The following is a 15,397-nucleotide window of genomic DNA, read 5'->3' as shown; positions in this document are numbered from 1 at the left end:
GCCACAGCCGTCCCCTAGTGTCCCTTCCGCCATGGACTACTGCTACGCCTGCCGACGGCATCTCAACGGCGCCTACTCGTGCCCGGGATGCGGTACCCCGGCCGACCGGCCGGTCCTGCCCGCGGTGGGCGAGACCGCCCGACTCCCCGCGTTCGGCGCGGCGGACGACTTCCCCGCCGGTGACGCCCCGCGCGCGGGCGGGCGGGCCGCGCGGCGGCTCGCCGCGCGCGGACAGGCGGCCGACCGCGCCCGGCGCGGTCGGCAGCGGGCCACGGTCTACGGCATCGGGGTGATCGCCGTGGTCGGCGCCGCGGCGATGTTCTCGGTGGCCGCGCTGTCGGGCGGGTCGGGCGGCGACGGGAGCCCCGCGGCACCGCTGGACCAGAACCCGCCCGCCCCCACCTCCGGTGACGCCTCGCCCGAGGCCACCGGCCCCGACGCGCCCGCGCCGAGCGGCACCGCGGGCACCCCGTCGTCCTCCGCCGCCACCACCGCCCCGTCCACCACGCCGGCGTCCGCGTCGCCCACCGCCACGCCGGGCGGTTCCTCGACCGGCAAGGCGTCCCCGGTGACCGGTTCGATCCGTCCCGAACCCTCCACCCGAGCCGCCACCACGGCGCCCACCACCCCGCCGCCCACGACGGCCACCCCTTCGCCGTCCCAGTCGACCTGCAACCAGGTCCTGTGGTGGTGCGACTGATCCCGGTCCCCGCGAGCGCGGCGGCTCCCGCTCCGGTACCGTCCGGGTCCCCCGCGGCCCCGGTGGCCCCGGTGGCGCCCGCGCCCGTACCTCGGGGCCGTCCGCGCCTCGGGGCCGTCCGTACCGCCGCCCCTGGGCCCGGGTCCGCCCGCGCCGGTGTGTGCGCCCGCCGGGCCGCCGTACCGCCCGCGTCCGCCGTCCTTCCGCGCTCTCCCTGCGCGCCGCCCCGATGTCGGCGGGGCGTGAGAGCATCGGGCCATGACCGGACTTCCCGCGCGGGGGCGGCGGGAGGAGTTGCGCCCCTCCGACCGCGACCGCGAGCAGGTCGCGGAGGCGCTGCGCTCGGCGGCGGCCGAGGGGCGGATCGACTTCGCCGAACTCGACGAGCGGATCGGCGCGGCCTACGACGCCCGCAGCTACGGAGCGTTGGACGTCCTCACCCGGGACCTGCCCGCGGGCGCGGCCGGCGCCGCGGCGCCGTCGACGGGCCGGGCGGCGTGGGGATCGCGGTGGGCGGTCGCCGTGTTCGGCGGGTTCGCCCGCAAGGGCGCCTGGACGGTGCCGCGTTCGATCACCGCGCTGTGCCTGTGGGGCGGAGGGGTGATCGACCTCAGCGAGGCGCGCTTCACCGGACCCGAAACCCGCGTCCGCGCCTACGCGTTGTGGGGCGGGATGCGCGTCGTGGTCCCCGCGGACGCCGAGGTGTACGTGGGCGGGGTCGGGCTGCTGGGCCTGTTCGGCCGCCGGGCGAGCGGGCCCGGGGCGGTCGGCGCGCCGCGGATCAGGGTGCAGGGCCTGGCGATGTGGGGCGCGGTGACGGTGAAGCGCGCGGGATGAGGCGGGCGGGATGAGGCGAGCGCCCCGGCCGGGTGGCGCCGCCGACCCCGGGGCCGGGCCTCAGCCGAGCACGCGGGCGAGCAGGTCCCGCAGCGTGGCGCGTTCCCCGGCCGACAGCGCCGCCAGCGGCTCGCGGGCGAACTCCAGGGAGTCCCGCAGGTCGGCGGCCACGGCACGTCCGCGCTCGGTGGCGGCGGCGAGCTTGACCCTGCGGTCGGCCGGGTCGGGGCGCCGCTCGGCGAGCCCCTGCGCCTCCAGCCGGTCCACGATGCCGGTGACGTTGGACGGTTCACACCGCAGCCGCTCGGCGATGCCGCGCATCGGCAGCGGCCCTGCGGACAGCATCGCCAGCACGCGCGCCTGGGCACCGGTCATGCGGTGCCCGGCCGCGGCCGCGTCGTACTCCTGGTGGTACCGCGCGACGACCGCGCCGATGAGGTCGACGACCTCGGCGGTCAGCGGATCGGTGCGGCGGGTCATGGGGGGAGGCTACTCGTTTCCTTGACAATCTGAAACATCAAGGACATGGTTCATTAGGCAACGAAACTTCACAGGCGCCACGCGAGGCCGTTCCGCGGGAGGAACCGTTCATGACCATCCAGTCCGTAGATGTCCTGTACACGGCGGTCGCCACCGCGGAGAACGGCCGGGACGGCCGGGTCGCCAGCGACGACGGCAAGCTCGACGTCGTGGTGAACCCGCCCAAGGAGCTGGGCGGCAGCGGGGCGGGCACCAACCCGGAGCAGCTCTTCGCGGCCGGCTACAGCGCCTGCTTCCAGGGCGCGCTGGGCGTGGTGGCCCGCCAGCAGAAGGCTGACATCTCCGGTTCGCGCGTCACCGCGAAGGTCGGGTTCGGCAAGGTCGAGGGCGGCGGCTTTGGTCTGACCGTCGAGATCGCCGCGTCCATCCCGGCCGTGGACGAGGCCACCGCGAAGGACCTGCTGGAGAAGGCGCACCAGGTGTGCCCCTACTCCAACGCGACGCGCGGCAACGTGGACGTGAAGCTCAGCGTCATCTGACCCGCCCCTCCGGCTCCACCGCCCGCCCCCCGGCCGCCCGCCGGGGGGCGGGCGCCGTCGTGCGCCGGCGCGTGCCGGGGTCTCCTCCCGGGCGGGGTGCCGCGGTGATACTTGGGGCGCGGGTGGCGGTGGCGGCGTCGGCGGAGGGATGCGGGCATGGCGGAGCGGGACGCGGTCGAGCGGGCGGTGGCACGGGCGCTGGAGCGGCTGGACCTCGCGGCCAAGGCGGACCTGCTGGCGGGCCGGGACATGTGGGCGCTGCGCGCGATGCCCGGGATCGGTCTCGGCGAACTGGTGATGTCCGACGGGCCGATCGGCGTGCGGGGGCGGCGGTGGACCGCGGTGGACCCGTCCGTCGCGATGCCGAGCCCGACCGCGCTGGCGGCCGGCTGGGACCCCGGACTCGCCCGCCGGGTGGGACGGCTGCTGGCTCAGGAGGCCCGCCGCAAGGGCGTCCACCTGCTGCTGGCACCCACCGTGAACCTGCACCGCAGCCCGCTGGGCGGGCGGCACTTCGAGGCGTACAGCGAGGACCCGCTCCTGACCGGGGAGATCGGCACGGCCTACGTGCGGGGGGTCCAGGACGGCGGTGTCGGTGTCACGGTCAAGCACTTCGTGGCGAACGACGCCGAGAGCGAGCGGTTCACCGTGAACAACACGGTGGGCCCGCGGGCGCTGCGGGAGCTGTACCTCGCGCCGTTCGAGGCGATCGTGCGCCGCGCCCGGCCCTGGGGCGTGATGGCCGCCTACAACGCGGTGAACGGCGTGCCGATGACCGAGCACGCGGAACTGCTGCGCGGGGTGCTGCGGGAGGAGTGGGGCTTCGACGGGGTGGTGGTCTCCGACTGGTTCGGGGCCCGCTCGACCGCCGGCGCGATCCGCGGCGGGCTGGACCTGGCGATGCCCGGGCCGGTCACGGTCTACGGGGAGGCGCTCGCCGCGGCGGTGCGCGCCGGCGAGGTGGACGAGCGGCTGGTGGACGAGGCGGCGGCGCGGGTGCTGCGGCTGGCGGCCCGGGCCGGACTGCTCGCGGGGGCGCCCGCGCGGCCGGCGGCGCCGGCGGAGGTGGACGGCGCGGCACTGGCCCGGGAGGTCGCCGTGCGCGGCTGCGTCCTGCTGCGCAACGCGCCGCGGCACGGCCGGCCGGTGCTCCCGATCGACCCGTACGGCGGCGGTGTCGCGCTGATCGGGGCGGCCGCGCGGCACGCCCGGGTGCTGGGCGGCGGGTCCGCGCAGGTCTTCCCCGACCACGTCGTCCCGCCGCTGGACGGGCTGCGGGCCGCGCTGCCCCGCCGCACCCCGCTGGTGTACGCCACGGGCGCCGATCCGAGCGACGAACTGGCGCCCGCCGGGGCCGGGTTCGTGCTGCGGGCGGTCGCGCTGGACTCGGCCGGACGGGAGTTGGGCGGCGAGCCGCTGCCGAGCGGCCAGGTCCAGTGGATGGGCGACCTGCCCGAGGGCGTGGCCTACGACGAGGTGGTCGCGGTCGAGGTGCGCGGGGAGTTCGTGCCGGCCGTGGCGGGTGCGCACCGGTTCGGCACCCGCGGCAACGGCGGCTTCCGGCTGGAGGTCGGCGGCCGGGTGCTCTTCGACGGGGTCCAGGCCGACACCCACGAGGACCCGTTCGAGGCGTTCTTCGGCCGCCCGCTGGAGCGCGGCGCCGTCGAACTCGCCAAGGGCGAGCCGGTCGAGGTGGCGCTGCGCTACACGCTGCCGCCCGAGCTGGCCGAACTACCCCTCCAGGCCGTCGGTTTCAGCCTGCTGCACGGCGAACCCGAGCAGGACCCGGACGAGTTGCTGGCGGAGGCGGTCGCGGTGGCGGCCGCCGCGGAGACCGCGGTGGTGGTGGTCGCCACCACCGAGCGGGTGGAGTCCGAGGGCTTCGACCGCGCCGACCTGCGGCTGCCGGGCCGGCAGGACGAGCTGGTGGCCCGGGTGGCCGCGGTCAACCCCCGGACCGTGGTGGTGGTCAACGCCGGTGCGCCCGTGGAGATGCCGTGGCGCGAGGAGGTGGCGGCGGTGCTGCTGGCGTGGTTCCCCGGGCAGGAGGCCGGCGCCGCGCTGGCCGACGTGCTGCTGGGCGCCGAGGAGCCCGGCGGGCGGCTGCCGACCACCTGGCCGGCGAGCCTCACCGACGCCCCGGTCCGCCAGGTGGCCCCGCACGACGGCGAACTCGCCTACGACGAGGGCCCGTCCATCGGCTACCGCGCCTGGGCCGCCCGCTCCGGGCCGGCCCCGGCCTACCCCTTCGGGCACGGACTGGGCTACACCTCCTGGGAGTACACCGCGATCGAGGTGCGGCCCTCCGCGGCGGACGGCGTGCTGGCGACGGTCCGGGTCGAGGTGCGCAACACCGGCGGCCGGGCCGGCCGGGAGGTCGTGCAGCTCTACCTCACGCCGGCCGACGGGGACCGCCGGCTGGCCGGGTTCGCCGCGGTGGCGGCGGGGCCGGGCGAGAGCGCCGAGGCCGTGATCGAGGTGCCCGCGCGGGCGGCGCAGTGGTGGGACGAGGAGGCCGGCGGATGGCGGCCGGTGCCGGGCCCGCTGACCGTGGACGCGGCCCGCTCCAGCGCGGCCCCCCTCCTGACCGCCCCCCTGCCCGCCTCGGACGCCCCCTGAGGGCCGGTTCCGCCGCCGGGGCGGCTCGGCCGCGTCGCCGGACCGGCCGGCCGCGTCGCCGGGCGGGCGCGACCCTGCGCGGGGTGCCGCCGGAGGGCGCGGCGGAACCGGATTGCGAAGTGTGTGCGGACGGCGTCCCCCGGCCGCCGCCGGGCGCGCCGCCGCCGAACCCGCATCGGCCCAGCGGAGCGGCGGTCACGGTGAGTACCAGCCCGTGCCGTGACGGCTTCCGCATGCGCGTTCTCCTCACGATTCCCTCCGACGAGTGGGTGACATCTGCCGCCGGCCCGGCCGTACGCCACCCTCCGGCAGACGTCGCAGGGTAGCTTTTCCCCTGACAGGTGTACCGATCTGACGGGAGGTCGACGCACGACGGGCGACGGTGGCGGAAAGTTGTCCTGATTCGGCTGAATAGTGCAGACTGTGTCATGTTGCCCCGGGTTCAACCAGTACGAGGGTGAGGCCGCTGGGGAAGGCGAACCTCGTCCCACACTGGAGGTACCGGTGACGACACGTGGTGTTCTGTACGTGCACGCCGCACCGCGCGCGTTGTGCCCACATGTGGAGTGGGCCGTCGCGGGCGTCCTCGGCGTGCGTGTGAACCTCGACTGGGTCCGGCAGCCCGCGGCTCCGGGCACCTGGCGTGCCGAGTTCTCCTGGCAGGGAGAGCCGGGCACCGCCTCGAAGCTGGCGTCCGCGCTGCGCGGCTGGCAGTTGCTGCGCTTCGAGGTCACCGCGGAGCCCTGCGCGACCGCCGAGGGCGAGCGCTACAGCGCGACCCCCGAACTCGGCATCTTCCACGCCGTCATCGGCATGCACGGCGACATCCTCATCCCCGAGGACCGGCTGCGCGCGGCCATGCAGCGCGCCCGCAAGGGCGAGGCCGACCTGGAGGCGGAGCTGTCCCGGCTGCTCGGCAAGCCCTGGGACGACGAACTGGAGCCCTTCCGCTACGCAGGCGAGGGCGCCCCGGTCCGCTGGCTGCACCAGGTGGTCTGACGTACCACCAGCCGGACGACCGAGCCCGCTCCCGCCGTACGCCGCCGCCGCGTTCGCCCGGCCCGCGCAATAGCCTGCTGGCATGTCAACGCAGAAGCTCACCGTCGCAGTCCTGGGCACCGGCATCATGGGCGCCGGCATGGCCCGCAACCTCGCCGCCGCCGGCCACGACGTCCGCGCCTGGAACCGTACGATCGCCCGTGCGCAGCCGCTGGCCGCCGCCGGGGCGCAGGTCACCGCCGATCCGGCCGAGGCGGTCCGGGGCGCCGACGTGGTGCTCACCATGCTGCTCGACGGCCCCGCCGTGCTCGACGTGATGCGGTCCGCCGCGCCCGCGCTGCGGCAGGGCGCGGTGTGGGTGCAGAGCAGCACGGTCGGGCCGGACGCGCAGGGCGAACTGGCCGCGGTCGCCGCGGCGAACGGCCTGCTCTTCCTCGACGCACCCGTCCTGGGCACCAAGGCCCCCGCCGAAAGCGGTGAGTTGACGGTGCTGGTGGCCGGTCCCGCCGCGGCGCGGGCGCTGGCCGGGCCGGTCTTCGAGGCGATCGGCAGCCGGGTCCTCCTGGTCGGCGACGACGGGGGGAGCGGCGCCGCGAGCGCGCTGAAGCTGGTGCTCAACAGTTGGGTGCTGGCCGTCACCAGTGCCGCGGGCGAGGTGATGGCGCTGGCGGAGGGGCTCGGCGTGGACCCGGACCGCTTCTTCGAGGCGATCGAGGGCGGGCCGATGGACACCCCGTACCTCCGGCTGAAGGCAGGGGCGATCCGCTCCGGCGACTACAGCCCGTCCTTCACGGTCGAGGGCGCGTGGAAGGACCTGCGGCTCATCGCGGACGCGGGCGAGCGGCACGGAGTACGGCTCGACCTCGCGGCCGCCGGCGCCGAACGCTTCCGCCGTGCCACCGAACAGGGGCACGGCGGAAAGGACATGGCGGCGAACTACTTCGCGAGCTTCCCGGGGGCCTGACCCCGCGTGGCCACCCCGTCCGGGCGGTCACGGGACGCAGGGCCCCGCGACTTCGCGGACGGGGCACCCCCGGGGGAGCCGTTACTGCGGCAGCGTCCGCAGCGCCAGGACCACGTTGTGGCCGCCGAAACCGAAGGAGTCGTTGAGCGCGGCGATGGTGCCGGCGGGCAGCGGGCGCGGCTCGCCGCGGACGACGTCCGCGTCCATCTCGGGGTCCGGGTTCTCCAGGTTGATCGTGGGCGGGGCGAGCCGGTTGTGGAGCGCGAGGACGGTTGCCACCGTCTCGATCCCGCCGGCGCCGCCGAGCAGGTGCCCGGTCATCGACTTGGTGGCGGAGATCGCCATGTGGTCCACGTCGTCCCCGAACACCTTGCGCAGCGCCTTCAGTTCGGCGATGTCCCCCTGCGGGGTGGAGGTCGCGTGCGCGTTGGCGTGCACGATCTCCGCCGGCTTGATGTCGGTGTTCTCCATCAGGTGCTGGAGCGCGGAGGCGATCCCGCGGCCGGACGGCTCGGGCTGCGTGATGTGGTGCGCGTCGGCCGAGATGCCCTGGCCGACCGCCTCGCAGTAGGCGCGCGCGCCGCGTGCGGCGGCGTGCTCCGCCGACTCCAGGACCACCACGCCGGCGCCCTCGCCGAGCACGAAGCCGTTGCGGGCCGCGTCGTACGGACGGGAGGCGCCCTGCGGGTCCTCGTTGTTCTTGGACATCGCCATCATGTTGCCGAAGGCCACGATGGGCAGCGGGTGGATGGCCGCCTCGGTGCCGCCGGCGACCACCACGTCGGCCCGGCCGGTGCGGATCATCTCGATCGCGTAGCCGATCGCCTCCGCGCCGGACGCGCAGGCGCTGACCGGGGTGTGCACGCCCGCGCGGGCGTTCACGTCGATGCCGACGTTCGCCGCCGGGCTGTTGGGCATCAGCATCGGCACGGTGTGCGGCGAGACCTTGCGGACGCCCTGGTTCCTGAGCACGTCGTACTGGTCGAGCAGGGTGGTGACGCCGCCGATGCCGGAGGCGATCACCGTGCCCAGCCGGTCCGGGTCGACCGAGGGGTCCTCGCCCGCCTTGGCGGTGAACCCGGCGTCCGCCCACGCCTCGCGCGCCGCGATCAGCGCGAACTGCGCGCTGCGGTCGAGCTTGCGGGCGACCGGGCGGGGCAGCACCTCGCCCGGCTCCACCGCGACGCGGGCGGCGATGCGCACCGGCAGTTCGGCGGCCCAGTCCTCCGTCAGCGTCCGGACCCCGGACCGGCCGGCCAGCAGTGCTTCCCAGGTCGACGCGCTGTCGCCACCCAGTGGTGTGGTTGCTCCGATACCGGTGACGACCACGGTGTGATTGGTCGGGCTCACAGGAATTGTCTCTCCACGTCTAGAAGGGCGGGCGACAGGCGCGTCGTCCCGGTGTTCACGGGCCCGCGCGGGACCCGTCGCGGGGGATGAGGCCGCCGTACGGCCGACTCAGCCCTGTGCCTTGAGGATGTAGTCGACCGCGTCGCCGACCGTCTTGAGGTTCTTGACGTCGTCGTCCGGGATCTTCACGTTGAACCGCTCCTCGGCCGCCACCACGACCTCGACCATGGACAGCGAGTCGACGTCCAGGTCGTCGGTGAAGGACTTGTCGAGCTGCACGTCCTCGGTGGGGATGCCGGCGATCTCGTTCACGATGTCGGCGAGACCCGCGACGATCTCTTCCTTGGTGGCCATGTGTACGGCACTCCTTGATGGTTCGCTTGCGATGCGGCGTGCGGGACTGCGGCGCCGCGAGATGTGTCTAGGGGAGAGTAACGACCGTGGCGGCGTAGACCAGCCCCGCCCCGAAACCGATGATCAGTGCGGTGTCCCCGCTCCTGGCCGCGCCGGAGGCGAGCAGCCGCTCCATCGCCAGCGGGATGGAGGCGGCGGAGGTGTTGCCGGTGGTCTCGATGTCCCGGGCCACCGCGACGTGTTCGGGCAGCTTCAGGGCCTTGATCATGGAGTCGATGATCCGCATGTTGGCCTGGTGCGGGATGAAGGCGTCCAGGTCCTCGGCGGCCACGCCGGCGGCGTCCAGCGCCTCCTGCGCCACCCGGGCCATCTCGTAGACCGCCCAGCGGAAGACCGCCTGGCCCTCCTGGGTGATCGCCGGGAACTTCACCTCGCCGCGCGAGTCGACCGGGAGCTTCGAGACGTCGCCGGACCGGAACTCGTCCCAGGCGACCGTCTGCGTGATGGTGCCGGACTTGTCGCCCTCGGAGCCCCAGACCGTCGGCCCTATGGCGGGCTGCTTGGACGGGCCGAGCACCACCGCGCCCGCGCCGTCGCCGAAGAGGAACGCGGTCGCCCGGTCCTCCTTGTCGGTCAGGTCGCTGAGCCGCTCCACGCCGATCACCAGCACGTGCTTCGCGCTGCCGTCGGTGATCATGCCCTTGCCGAGGGTCAGGCCGTAGGTGAAGCCCGCGCAGCCGGCCGAGATGTCGAAGGCGGCCGGCTTGCCCGCGCCGATCCGGTGGGCGATCTCGGTGGCGACCGCCGGGGTCTGCTTGAAGTGCGAGACGGTCGCGACCACCACGGCGTCGATGTCGGCGGCGTCCAGCCCCGCGTCGGCGATCGCCTTGCCGGCGGCCTCGATCGACATCTCGGCGACGGTCTCGTCCGGCCCGGCCCAGTGCCGGGAGGCGATCCCGGACCGGGACCTGATCCACTCGTCGCTGGACTCGATGTGTTCGAGGATGACCTCGTTGGGGACCACCCGGACCGGGCGGTAGCCGCCGACGCCGACAATGCGTGCGTACGGGGCACCCTTGCTGGGGTTGATCGTGGCTGTCATCGCTGCGGGTGCTCCTTCGTCGCGTCCTGCGGGGTGGAGTCTTCCGGTCGGTCCTGCGGCGGAACGCCCGCCGCCTCCGCGGCCAGCTCGCGTGCCGCGTCGAGCTGGTCCGGTGTCTTCAGCGCCAGGGTGCGGACGCCGGGAAGAGCGCGCTTGGCGATGCCGACCAGCGTGCCGCCCGGCGACACCTCGATGATCCCGGTGACCCCGAGCTGCTTGAACGTCTCCATGCACAGGTCCCAGCGCACGGGGTGCGAGACCTGGGCGACCAGCCGGCGCACGACGTCCGCGCCCCTGTCCACCTTCTGCCCGTCCGCGTTCGAGACATACGGCAACGACGGGTCGGAAACGGTCAGGCCCGGCGCGAGCGCCTCCAGCGCGGCCACCGCGGGCGCCATGTGGTCGGTGTGGAACGCGCCGGCCACCGCCAGCGACCGCACCCGCGCGCCCTCGGGCCGCTGCTCGGCGAGCGCCGCGAGCTGCTCCAGGGTGCCCGCGGCCACGATCTGGCCGGCGCCGTTGATGTTCGCCGGGGTCAGCCCCAGGGCGGCGAGGTGGCCGACCACCGCCTCCTGGTCGCCGCCGAGCACCGCGGACATGCCGGTCTCGGTGACGGCGGCCGCCTCGGCCATCGCCCGGCCGCGGGCGGCGACGAAGGACAGCGCGTCCTGCTCGGACAGCACGCCCGCCAGCACCGCCGCGGTGATCTCGCCGACGCTGTGGCCGGCGACCGCGTCGGGCCGCCCGGCGCTGTCGGCGCCGAACAGACCCAGCTCGCCGGCGGACAGCAACCCGGCCGCCACCAGCAGCGGTTGGGCCACCTTGGTGTCGCGGATCTCGTCCGCGTCGGCCTTCGTTCCGTAACGGACCAGGTCGAGGCCGACCGCGTCCGACCAGCCCGCGAGCCGGTCTGCGGCGCCGGGCAGTTCGAGCCAGGGGGACAGGAAGCCGGGCGTCTGGGCGCCTTGGCCGGGAGCGACGAGTACGAGCACGTTCACACTCTCTCTCGCGGGCGGGTGTCACCGCCCGTGGGGACAAGGACGAAGAAGTGTCAGCCGATTTGTGGGTGTCCAACAAAAGTGTCAGCGCGGCCGCTCGCCGTCCGAAAGTCGTCCCAGGATCAGTGCGATGCGCAGGGTGAACGCCGAACGTACGTCGGAGGGTGACCAGCCGGTGACATCGGTCACACGTCGCAGCCGGTAGCGGACCGTATTGGGGTGGACGAACAGCATGCGTGCGGCGCCTTCCAGCGAGGACGCCTGCTCCAGGTAGACACTCAGAGTCTCCAGCAGTGCCGAGCCCGCCTCTTCGAGCGGCCTGTAGATCTCCTCCACCAGCTGACTGCGAGCATAGCGGTCACCCGCCATCGCACGTTCCGGCAGCAGGTCGTCGGTGAGTGCCGGGCGTGGCGCGTCCGGCCAGGCCCGGCACGCCTTGAGCCCGGCCGCGGCCGCCTGCGCCGACCTCGTCGCCGACAGCAGGTCGCCGACCACCGGCCCGGCCACCACCGGACCGGGCGCGAACGGCCCGATCAGCGCCTTGGCCACCCGGATCGGGTCGTCGTCGCCGCCCGCGATCACCACCAGCCGCTCGCCGAGCACCCCGGTGAGCACCTGGAGCTTCGCGTGCCGGGAGGCCCGCCGGATCGCCTCCACGGTCAGCTCGCTGTCGCCGTTGGGCGCGGTGCCGAGCACCACCACGATCTTGTCCGGCGAGTTCCAGCCGAGCGCGGCGGCCCGCGACAGCACGCCCTCGTCGGCCTCGCCGGAGAGCACCGCGTTGACCACCAGCGACTCCAGCCGGGCGTCCCACGCGCCGCGCGCCTCGGCGGCCTGCGCGTAGACCTGCGCGGTGGCGAAGGCGATCTCCCGGGCGTAGACGAGCAGCGCCTCGCGCAGCACGCTCTCGTCGCCGGGCGCGGCGACCTCGTCGATCGCCGACTCCATGACCTCGATGGTGGTGCGCACCATCTCCACGGTCTGGCGCAGCGAGATCGCCCGGGTCAGCTCGCGCGGCGCGGTGCCGAAGACGTCGGTGCTGATCGCCTGCGGCGCCTCGGGGTGGCGGAACCACTCGGTGAACGCGGCGATGCCCGCCTGCGCGACCAGGCCGATCCAGCTCCGGTTCTCCGGGGGCATCGCCCGGTACCAGGGCAGTTGCTCGTCCATCCGCGCGATGGCGTGCGCGGCCAGCCGCCCGGCCGACTTCTCCAGCCGGCGCAGGGTCGCGGCGTGGTCGCCGCGGGGCGGCTCCGGTCGGGCGGGCGGGGAGTGCCGCTGCTGCGGGTTCTGCGGGTTCTGCGCGGGAGGAGCCACGGGTCCAAGCCTGCCTTATGGGTGTCGCCGCGCGGGGGGCGGGTTGTCCGTTTCGGCTATCCGTACGACGGTTCGGCGCCCATCCGCCACACCAGGTACTCCGCGTCCGGGGCCGCCTCGGCCCGCCGGGCGGGGGAGTCGACCGCGCGCAGGGCGTCGCCGGGGCCGAGTTCCGCGCCGTCGACGCGGACGCGGCCGCGCAGGACGTGCAGGTAGAGGAACCGGGCGTCGGGCAGCCGGTTCGCGCCGCGGGCCAGGTGCAGCGCGGCGGCCGGCTGGCGCAGCGGCAGCGGGGCGCCCGGCTCGGCGGAGGCGAGCGGGTGCCGGCCGGGACCGGGCGGGATCGCGCCGCGGGCGACGGTGTGCCGGGGCGGGCCGCCGGCCGGGTCCGGGTGCAGCCACATCTGGAGGAAGCGCAGCGGGACGGTGCCCGGGTTGCGCTCGACGTGCCGCACACCGGCGCCCGCGCTGAGCAGTTGGGCGTCCCCGGCGCGCAGCAGGGTCGCGGTGCCGTCTGCGTCGCGGTGCTCCAACTCGCCCTCGATCACCAAGCTGACGATCTCGGTGTCGCGGTGCGCGTGCTCGGCGAAGCCCGCGCCGGGCGCCAGCCGCTCCTCGTTGCAGGCCAGCAGCACCCCGAAGCGCACGTTCGCCGGGTCGTAGAAGCCCGCGAAGGAGAACGCGTGCAGCGTCTCGATGCCGTCCTGCGGCCGCCCGCCGCGGTAGCGGCGGCCCGCGGGCCACACCTGCGGCGGGGCGGTCATCCGGCGGTCGGCAGTTCGGCGAGGACCGCGTCGGTCAGCCCCGGCCACTCCCGGATCGCCCACTCGCCGAAGGGGCGGTCGGTCAGGACCACGCAGGCGGCGCGCGCGGCCGGGTCGACCCACAGGAAGGTGCCGGACTGGCCGAAGTGGCCGAAGGTCGCCGGCGAGGAGCCCGAGCCGGTCCAGTGCGGGGTCTTGGAGTCGCGGATCTCGAAGCCCAGGCCCCAGTCGTTCGGGACCTGGCGGCCGTAGCCGGGCAGGACGCCGCTCAGGCCGGGGAAGGCCACGGAGGTGGCGGTCGCCACGGTCGACGGGTGCAGCAGCCGCGGGGCCTGCAACTCCGCGGCGAACCTGAGCAGGTCGGCGACGGTGGACACGCCGTCGGCCGCGGGGGAGCCGTCCAGGGTGGTGTCGGCCATGCCCAGCGGCTCCAGCACCGCCTGGCGGGCGTACTCGGCGAACGGGATGCCGGCCGCCTTCGTGAGGGCCTCGCCCAGCGCCTCGAAGCCGGCGTTGGAGTAGATACGGCGGGTTCCCGGGGGCGCCGTCACCTTCGGGGCGTCGAAGGCGAGCCCGGAGGTGTGGGCGAGCAGGTGGCGCACCGTCGCGCCCTCCGGCCCGGCCGGGTCGTCCAGTTCGAGGGCGCCCTCCTCCCAGGCCACGAGCACCGCGTAGGCCGCGAGCGGCTTCGTCACCGAGGCGAGGGGGTACCTCCGGTCGGGGGCGCCGTACGTCCCGGCCACGGTGCCGTCCGCCCGGACCACTCCCGCGGAGGCGTTGTCCACGGGCCACTGCGCGATCTTCGCCAAGCTGTCCATGGAGCCCGACCCTACGGGGTGGCCGGTGCCGGTCGGTCGCGGGACCACCCGCCGCCGGGTGGCGTGCCGCGCCGGGGACGCCTCCCGGGCGGAGCTTCCCGCGCCCCTGTCCCGTTCGGCCTTTCCCGCGGGAAGCCGGCCCCCGGACCGAGGGAACCGGCCACCCTCGCGGTCGGGGGCCGGGGCGCACTTGCCTGGAGTGGACTCCAAGGTCTTAGCGTGGGGGCATGACGGTCGCGCAGGTGGCGAAGAGCAAGCCGGGCAGCACGGAGGGTCGCGCCGAGGCGGAGCCGCACCTGCGGCCCGACGGACGGGACCAGTACACGATCGGCGAGGTCGCGGACTTCACCGGGCTGAGCGCCCACACCCTGCGCTGGTACGAGCGGATCGGGCTGATGCCGCACGTGGACCGCTCGCACACCGGCCAGCGCCGCTTCACCAACCGGGACCTGGACTGGCTCGCGTTCGTCGGGAAGCTGCGGCTGACCGGCATGCCGGTCGCCGACATGGTGACGTACGCCGAGATGGTGCGGGCCGGCGACCACACCTACGGCGAGCGGCAGGCGCTGCTGGAGTCGACCCGGGCGGACGTGCTCCGGCGGATCGCCGAGCTCCAGGGCACCCTGACGGTGCTGGACCGCAAGATCAGCACGTACGCGGGCCTGCACGCCCCCGAGCGGACGGCCTGACCGTCCGCAGCCGGCCCGCGCCCCGCCGGCCCACACGCGTCGGGCCCGCTTCCCCCGGGCCCGCACCGCTCAGGGCCGCACCGCGCGCCCCCGCACGCCTCACGGCCTGACGCGGGCGGTGCGGATCGCGGCCAGCACCGCCGCGGCGAAGGGCAGCGACTCGTGCACCGAGCCGTAGCCGAGCCCGAAGACCACGCTCGCCGGGTCGCGGTCGGCGGCCGGCGGCGGCTCGGCGCGGTCGCGCAGCAGCAGCCGCAGGTGCCCGTCGACCTGCTCCGGCGAGTGCCAGTCGACGCCGCTCAGCTCCTCGACCGGGAACGTCTGGTCGCCGGAGTTCCACTTCGCGGTGGACGCCCCGGTGCGGAACCAGTGGAACCCGACCACGTGGCCGTCGAAGGTGGCCTTCGCGTCGTACGCCTTGAAGGAGCGCGGCGCCGCGGGCGCCGGCACCAGGAAGCGCCCGCCGGGCAGCTCCGCGGCGGTGGCGGCGCGCACGGCGGCCAGCAGGACCTCGCGGGCGGTCCCGGCGAGCGAGGCGCTCTGCTCGGGCAGCACCAGCCGGTAGGGGTCGGCGCTCTCCCGCAACTGGCCGCCGGCGACCTCCATGAGCGGGTCGGCGCCCGGCCGCGGCGTCGCCCGCAGCACCAGGGTGCCGCGGCGCCCCGGGGCCAGCTCGACGTCCTCCAGGGCCTCGTGCGGCACCCGCCGCTCGCCGAGCGCCTGGAGCAGCCGGGAACCCCGCACGCCTCTGCTGTACCGGATCACCACGGCGTCGGGCTCGAACTCCCACACGGCGTTGCTCCCGGTCAGCACTTCACCCATAAGGGCCAGCTTATGGCCGCCCCGGCCGACCGCGCCCCTCACGCG

At 75.2% G+C, this 15,397-nt stretch carries 16 protein-coding genes; 7 read left to right on the top strand and 9 right to left on the bottom strand.

What is annotated here, in order from left to right:
• Positions 1-31: 31 nt before the first annotated feature.
• Positions 32-700, top strand: coding sequence for an SCO2400 family protein (locus RVR_RS10200; RefSeq protein WP_202233537.1), 669 nt, complete (start codon positions 32-34; stop codon positions 698-700).
• 258 nt (positions 701-958) lie between these two features.
• Positions 959-1,537 carry a DUF1707 SHOCT-like domain-containing protein gene (locus tag RVR_RS10195; RefSeq protein ID WP_202233536.1) on the top strand — a complete coding sequence of 193 codons (579 nt, stop codon included), beginning with the start codon at positions 959-961 and terminating at the stop codon, positions 1,535-1,537.
• 60 nt (positions 1,538-1,597) lie between these two features.
• On the opposite strand, the gene RVR_RS10190 is transcribed toward RVR_RS10195, so the two are convergent.
• Positions 1,598-2,017 (bottom strand): MarR family winged helix-turn-helix transcriptional regulator, encoded by a 420-nt coding sequence (locus RVR_RS10190; RefSeq protein ID WP_202233535.1) that lies wholly within the window; start codon positions 2,015-2,017, stop codon positions 1,598-1,600.
• 110 nt (positions 2,018-2,127) lie between these two features.
• Here RVR_RS10190 and RVR_RS10185 point away from each other — a divergent pair, with 110 nt between their 5' ends.
• From RVR_RS10185 to RVR_RS10170, 4 genes are all read left to right on the top strand, one after another.
• The gene (locus RVR_RS10185; protein ID WP_202233534.1) at positions 2,128-2,556 is read left to right on the top strand and encodes an organic hydroperoxide resistance protein; all 429 of its coding nucleotides are present in this window, start codon (positions 2,128-2,130) and stop codon (positions 2,554-2,556) included.
• 156 nt (positions 2,557-2,712) lie between these two features.
• Entirely contained in the window at positions 2,713-5,175 is a 2,463-nt protein-coding gene (locus RVR_RS10180) for a beta-glucosidase family protein (RefSeq protein WP_202233533.1), read from the top strand.
• Positions 5,176-5,679: 504 nt separating this feature from the next.
• A complete protein-coding gene (locus RVR_RS10175; protein ID WP_202233532.1) occupies positions 5,680-6,174 on the top strand; it encodes a DUF3145 domain-containing protein in 495 nt (164 codons plus the stop codon).
• A gap of 82 nt (positions 6,175-6,256) precedes the next feature.
• The gene (locus RVR_RS10170; RefSeq protein ID WP_202233531.1) at positions 6,257-7,138 is read left to right on the top strand and encodes an NAD(P)-dependent oxidoreductase; all 882 of its coding nucleotides are present in this window, start codon (positions 6,257-6,259) and stop codon (positions 7,136-7,138) included.
• Positions 7,139-7,219: 81 nt separating this feature from the next.
• Here the strand turns inward: RVR_RS10170 and fabF are convergent, their stop codons facing one another.
• The 7 genes from fabF to RVR_RS10135 form a co-directional block, all read right to left on the bottom strand.
• On the bottom strand, positions 7,220-8,488 hold the full coding sequence (gene fabF, locus RVR_RS10165) for a beta-ketoacyl-ACP synthase II (RefSeq protein ID WP_202233530.1): 1,269 nt from the start codon (positions 8,486-8,488) through the stop codon (positions 7,220-7,222).
• Positions 8,489-8,596: 108 nt separating this feature from the next.
• Positions 8,597-8,842 carry an acyl carrier protein gene (locus tag RVR_RS10160; RefSeq protein ID WP_202233529.1) on the bottom strand — a complete coding sequence of 82 codons (246 nt, stop codon included), beginning with the start codon at positions 8,840-8,842 and terminating at the stop codon, positions 8,597-8,599.
• Positions 8,843-8,909: 67 nt separating this feature from the next.
• On the bottom strand, positions 8,910-9,944 hold the full coding sequence (locus tag RVR_RS10155; protein WP_202233528.1) for a ketoacyl-ACP synthase III: 1,035 nt from the start codon (positions 9,942-9,944) through the stop codon (positions 8,910-8,912).
• Positions 9,941-10,936, bottom strand: coding sequence for an ACP S-malonyltransferase (locus RVR_RS10150; protein WP_202233527.1), 996 nt, complete (start codon positions 10,934-10,936; stop codon positions 9,941-9,943). The genes RVR_RS10155 and RVR_RS10150 overlap by 4 nt, the downstream gene beginning before the upstream one ends.
• A 90-nt stretch (positions 10,937-11,026) precedes the next feature.
• Positions 11,027-12,166, bottom strand: a complete 1,140-nt coding sequence (locus RVR_RS10145; RefSeq protein WP_202238515.1) for a PucR family transcriptional regulator — start codon at positions 12,164-12,166, stop codon at positions 11,027-11,029.
• Positions 12,167-12,315: 149 nt separating this feature from the next.
• Complete coding sequence (locus RVR_RS10140; RefSeq protein WP_202233526.1) at positions 12,316-13,023, bottom strand: pirin family protein; 708 nt, start codon at positions 13,021-13,023, stop codon at positions 12,316-12,318.
• Positions 13,020-13,841, bottom strand: a complete 822-nt coding sequence (locus RVR_RS10135; RefSeq protein WP_202233525.1) for a serine hydrolase domain-containing protein — start codon at positions 13,839-13,841, stop codon at positions 13,020-13,022. The genes RVR_RS10140 and RVR_RS10135 overlap by 4 nt, the downstream gene beginning before the upstream one ends.
• A gap of 227 nt (positions 13,842-14,068) precedes the next feature.
• Here RVR_RS10135 and RVR_RS10130 point away from each other — a divergent pair, with 227 nt between their 5' ends.
• A complete protein-coding gene (locus RVR_RS10130) occupies positions 14,069-14,530 on the top strand; it encodes a MerR family transcriptional regulator (protein ID WP_202233524.1) in 462 nt (153 codons plus the stop codon).
• Positions 14,531-14,629: 99 nt separating this feature from the next.
• Here the strand turns inward: RVR_RS10130 and RVR_RS10125 are convergent, their stop codons facing one another.
• Positions 14,630-15,352, bottom strand: a complete 723-nt coding sequence (locus RVR_RS10125; RefSeq protein ID WP_202233523.1) for a DUF4429 domain-containing protein — start codon at positions 15,350-15,352, stop codon at positions 14,630-14,632.
• Positions 15,353-15,397 lie beyond the last annotated feature (45 nt).

It is taken from the genome of Streptomyces sp. SN-593, assembly GCF_016756395.1.
Taxonomy (GTDB): domain Bacteria; phylum Actinomycetota; class Actinomycetes; order Streptomycetales; family Streptomycetaceae; genus Actinacidiphila; species Actinacidiphila reveromycinica.
Note: the sequence above shows the minus strand (reverse complement) of the source record. Positions and strands in the feature narration are given on the sequence as shown.

Coding starts and splice junctions, on each gene's coding strand:
- RVR_RS10200 (WP_202233537.1), top strand. CDS start 32: ATGGACTACTGCTACGCCTGCCGACGGCATCTCAACGGCGCCTACTCG.
- RVR_RS10195 (WP_202233536.1), top strand. CDS start 959: ATGACCGGACTTCCCGCGCGGGGGCGGCGGGAGGAGTTGCGCCCCTCC.
- RVR_RS10190 (WP_202233535.1), bottom strand. CDS start 2,017: ATGACCCGCCGCACCGATCCGCTGACCGCCGAGGTCGTCGACCTCATC.
- RVR_RS10185 (WP_202233534.1), top strand. CDS start 2,128: ATGACCATCCAGTCCGTAGATGTCCTGTACACGGCGGTCGCCACCGCG.
- RVR_RS10180 (WP_202233533.1), top strand. CDS start 2,713: ATGGCGGAGCGGGACGCGGTCGAGCGGGCGGTGGCACGGGCGCTGGAG.
- RVR_RS10170 (WP_202233531.1), top strand. CDS start 6,257: ATGTCAACGCAGAAGCTCACCGTCGCAGTCCTGGGCACCGGCATCATG.
- RVR_RS10160 (WP_202233529.1), bottom strand. CDS start 8,842: ATGGCCACCAAGGAAGAGATCGTCGCGGGTCTCGCCGACATCGTGAAC.
- RVR_RS10155 (WP_202233528.1), bottom strand. CDS start 9,944: ATGACAGCCACGATCAACCCCAGCAAGGGTGCCCCGTACGCACGCATT.
- RVR_RS10140 (WP_202233526.1), bottom strand. CDS start 13,023: ATGACCGCCCCGCCGCAGGTGTGGCCCGCGGGCCGCCGCTACCGCGGC.
- RVR_RS10135 (WP_202233525.1), bottom strand. CDS start 13,841: ATGGACAGCTTGGCGAAGATCGCGCAGTGGCCCGTGGACAACGCCTCC.
- RVR_RS10130 (WP_202233524.1), top strand. CDS start 14,069: ATGACGGTCGCGCAGGTGGCGAAGAGCAAGCCGGGCAGCACGGAGGGT.
- RVR_RS10125 (WP_202233523.1), bottom strand. CDS start 15,352: ATGGGTGAAGTGCTGACCGGGAGCAACGCCGTGTGGGAGTTCGAGCCC.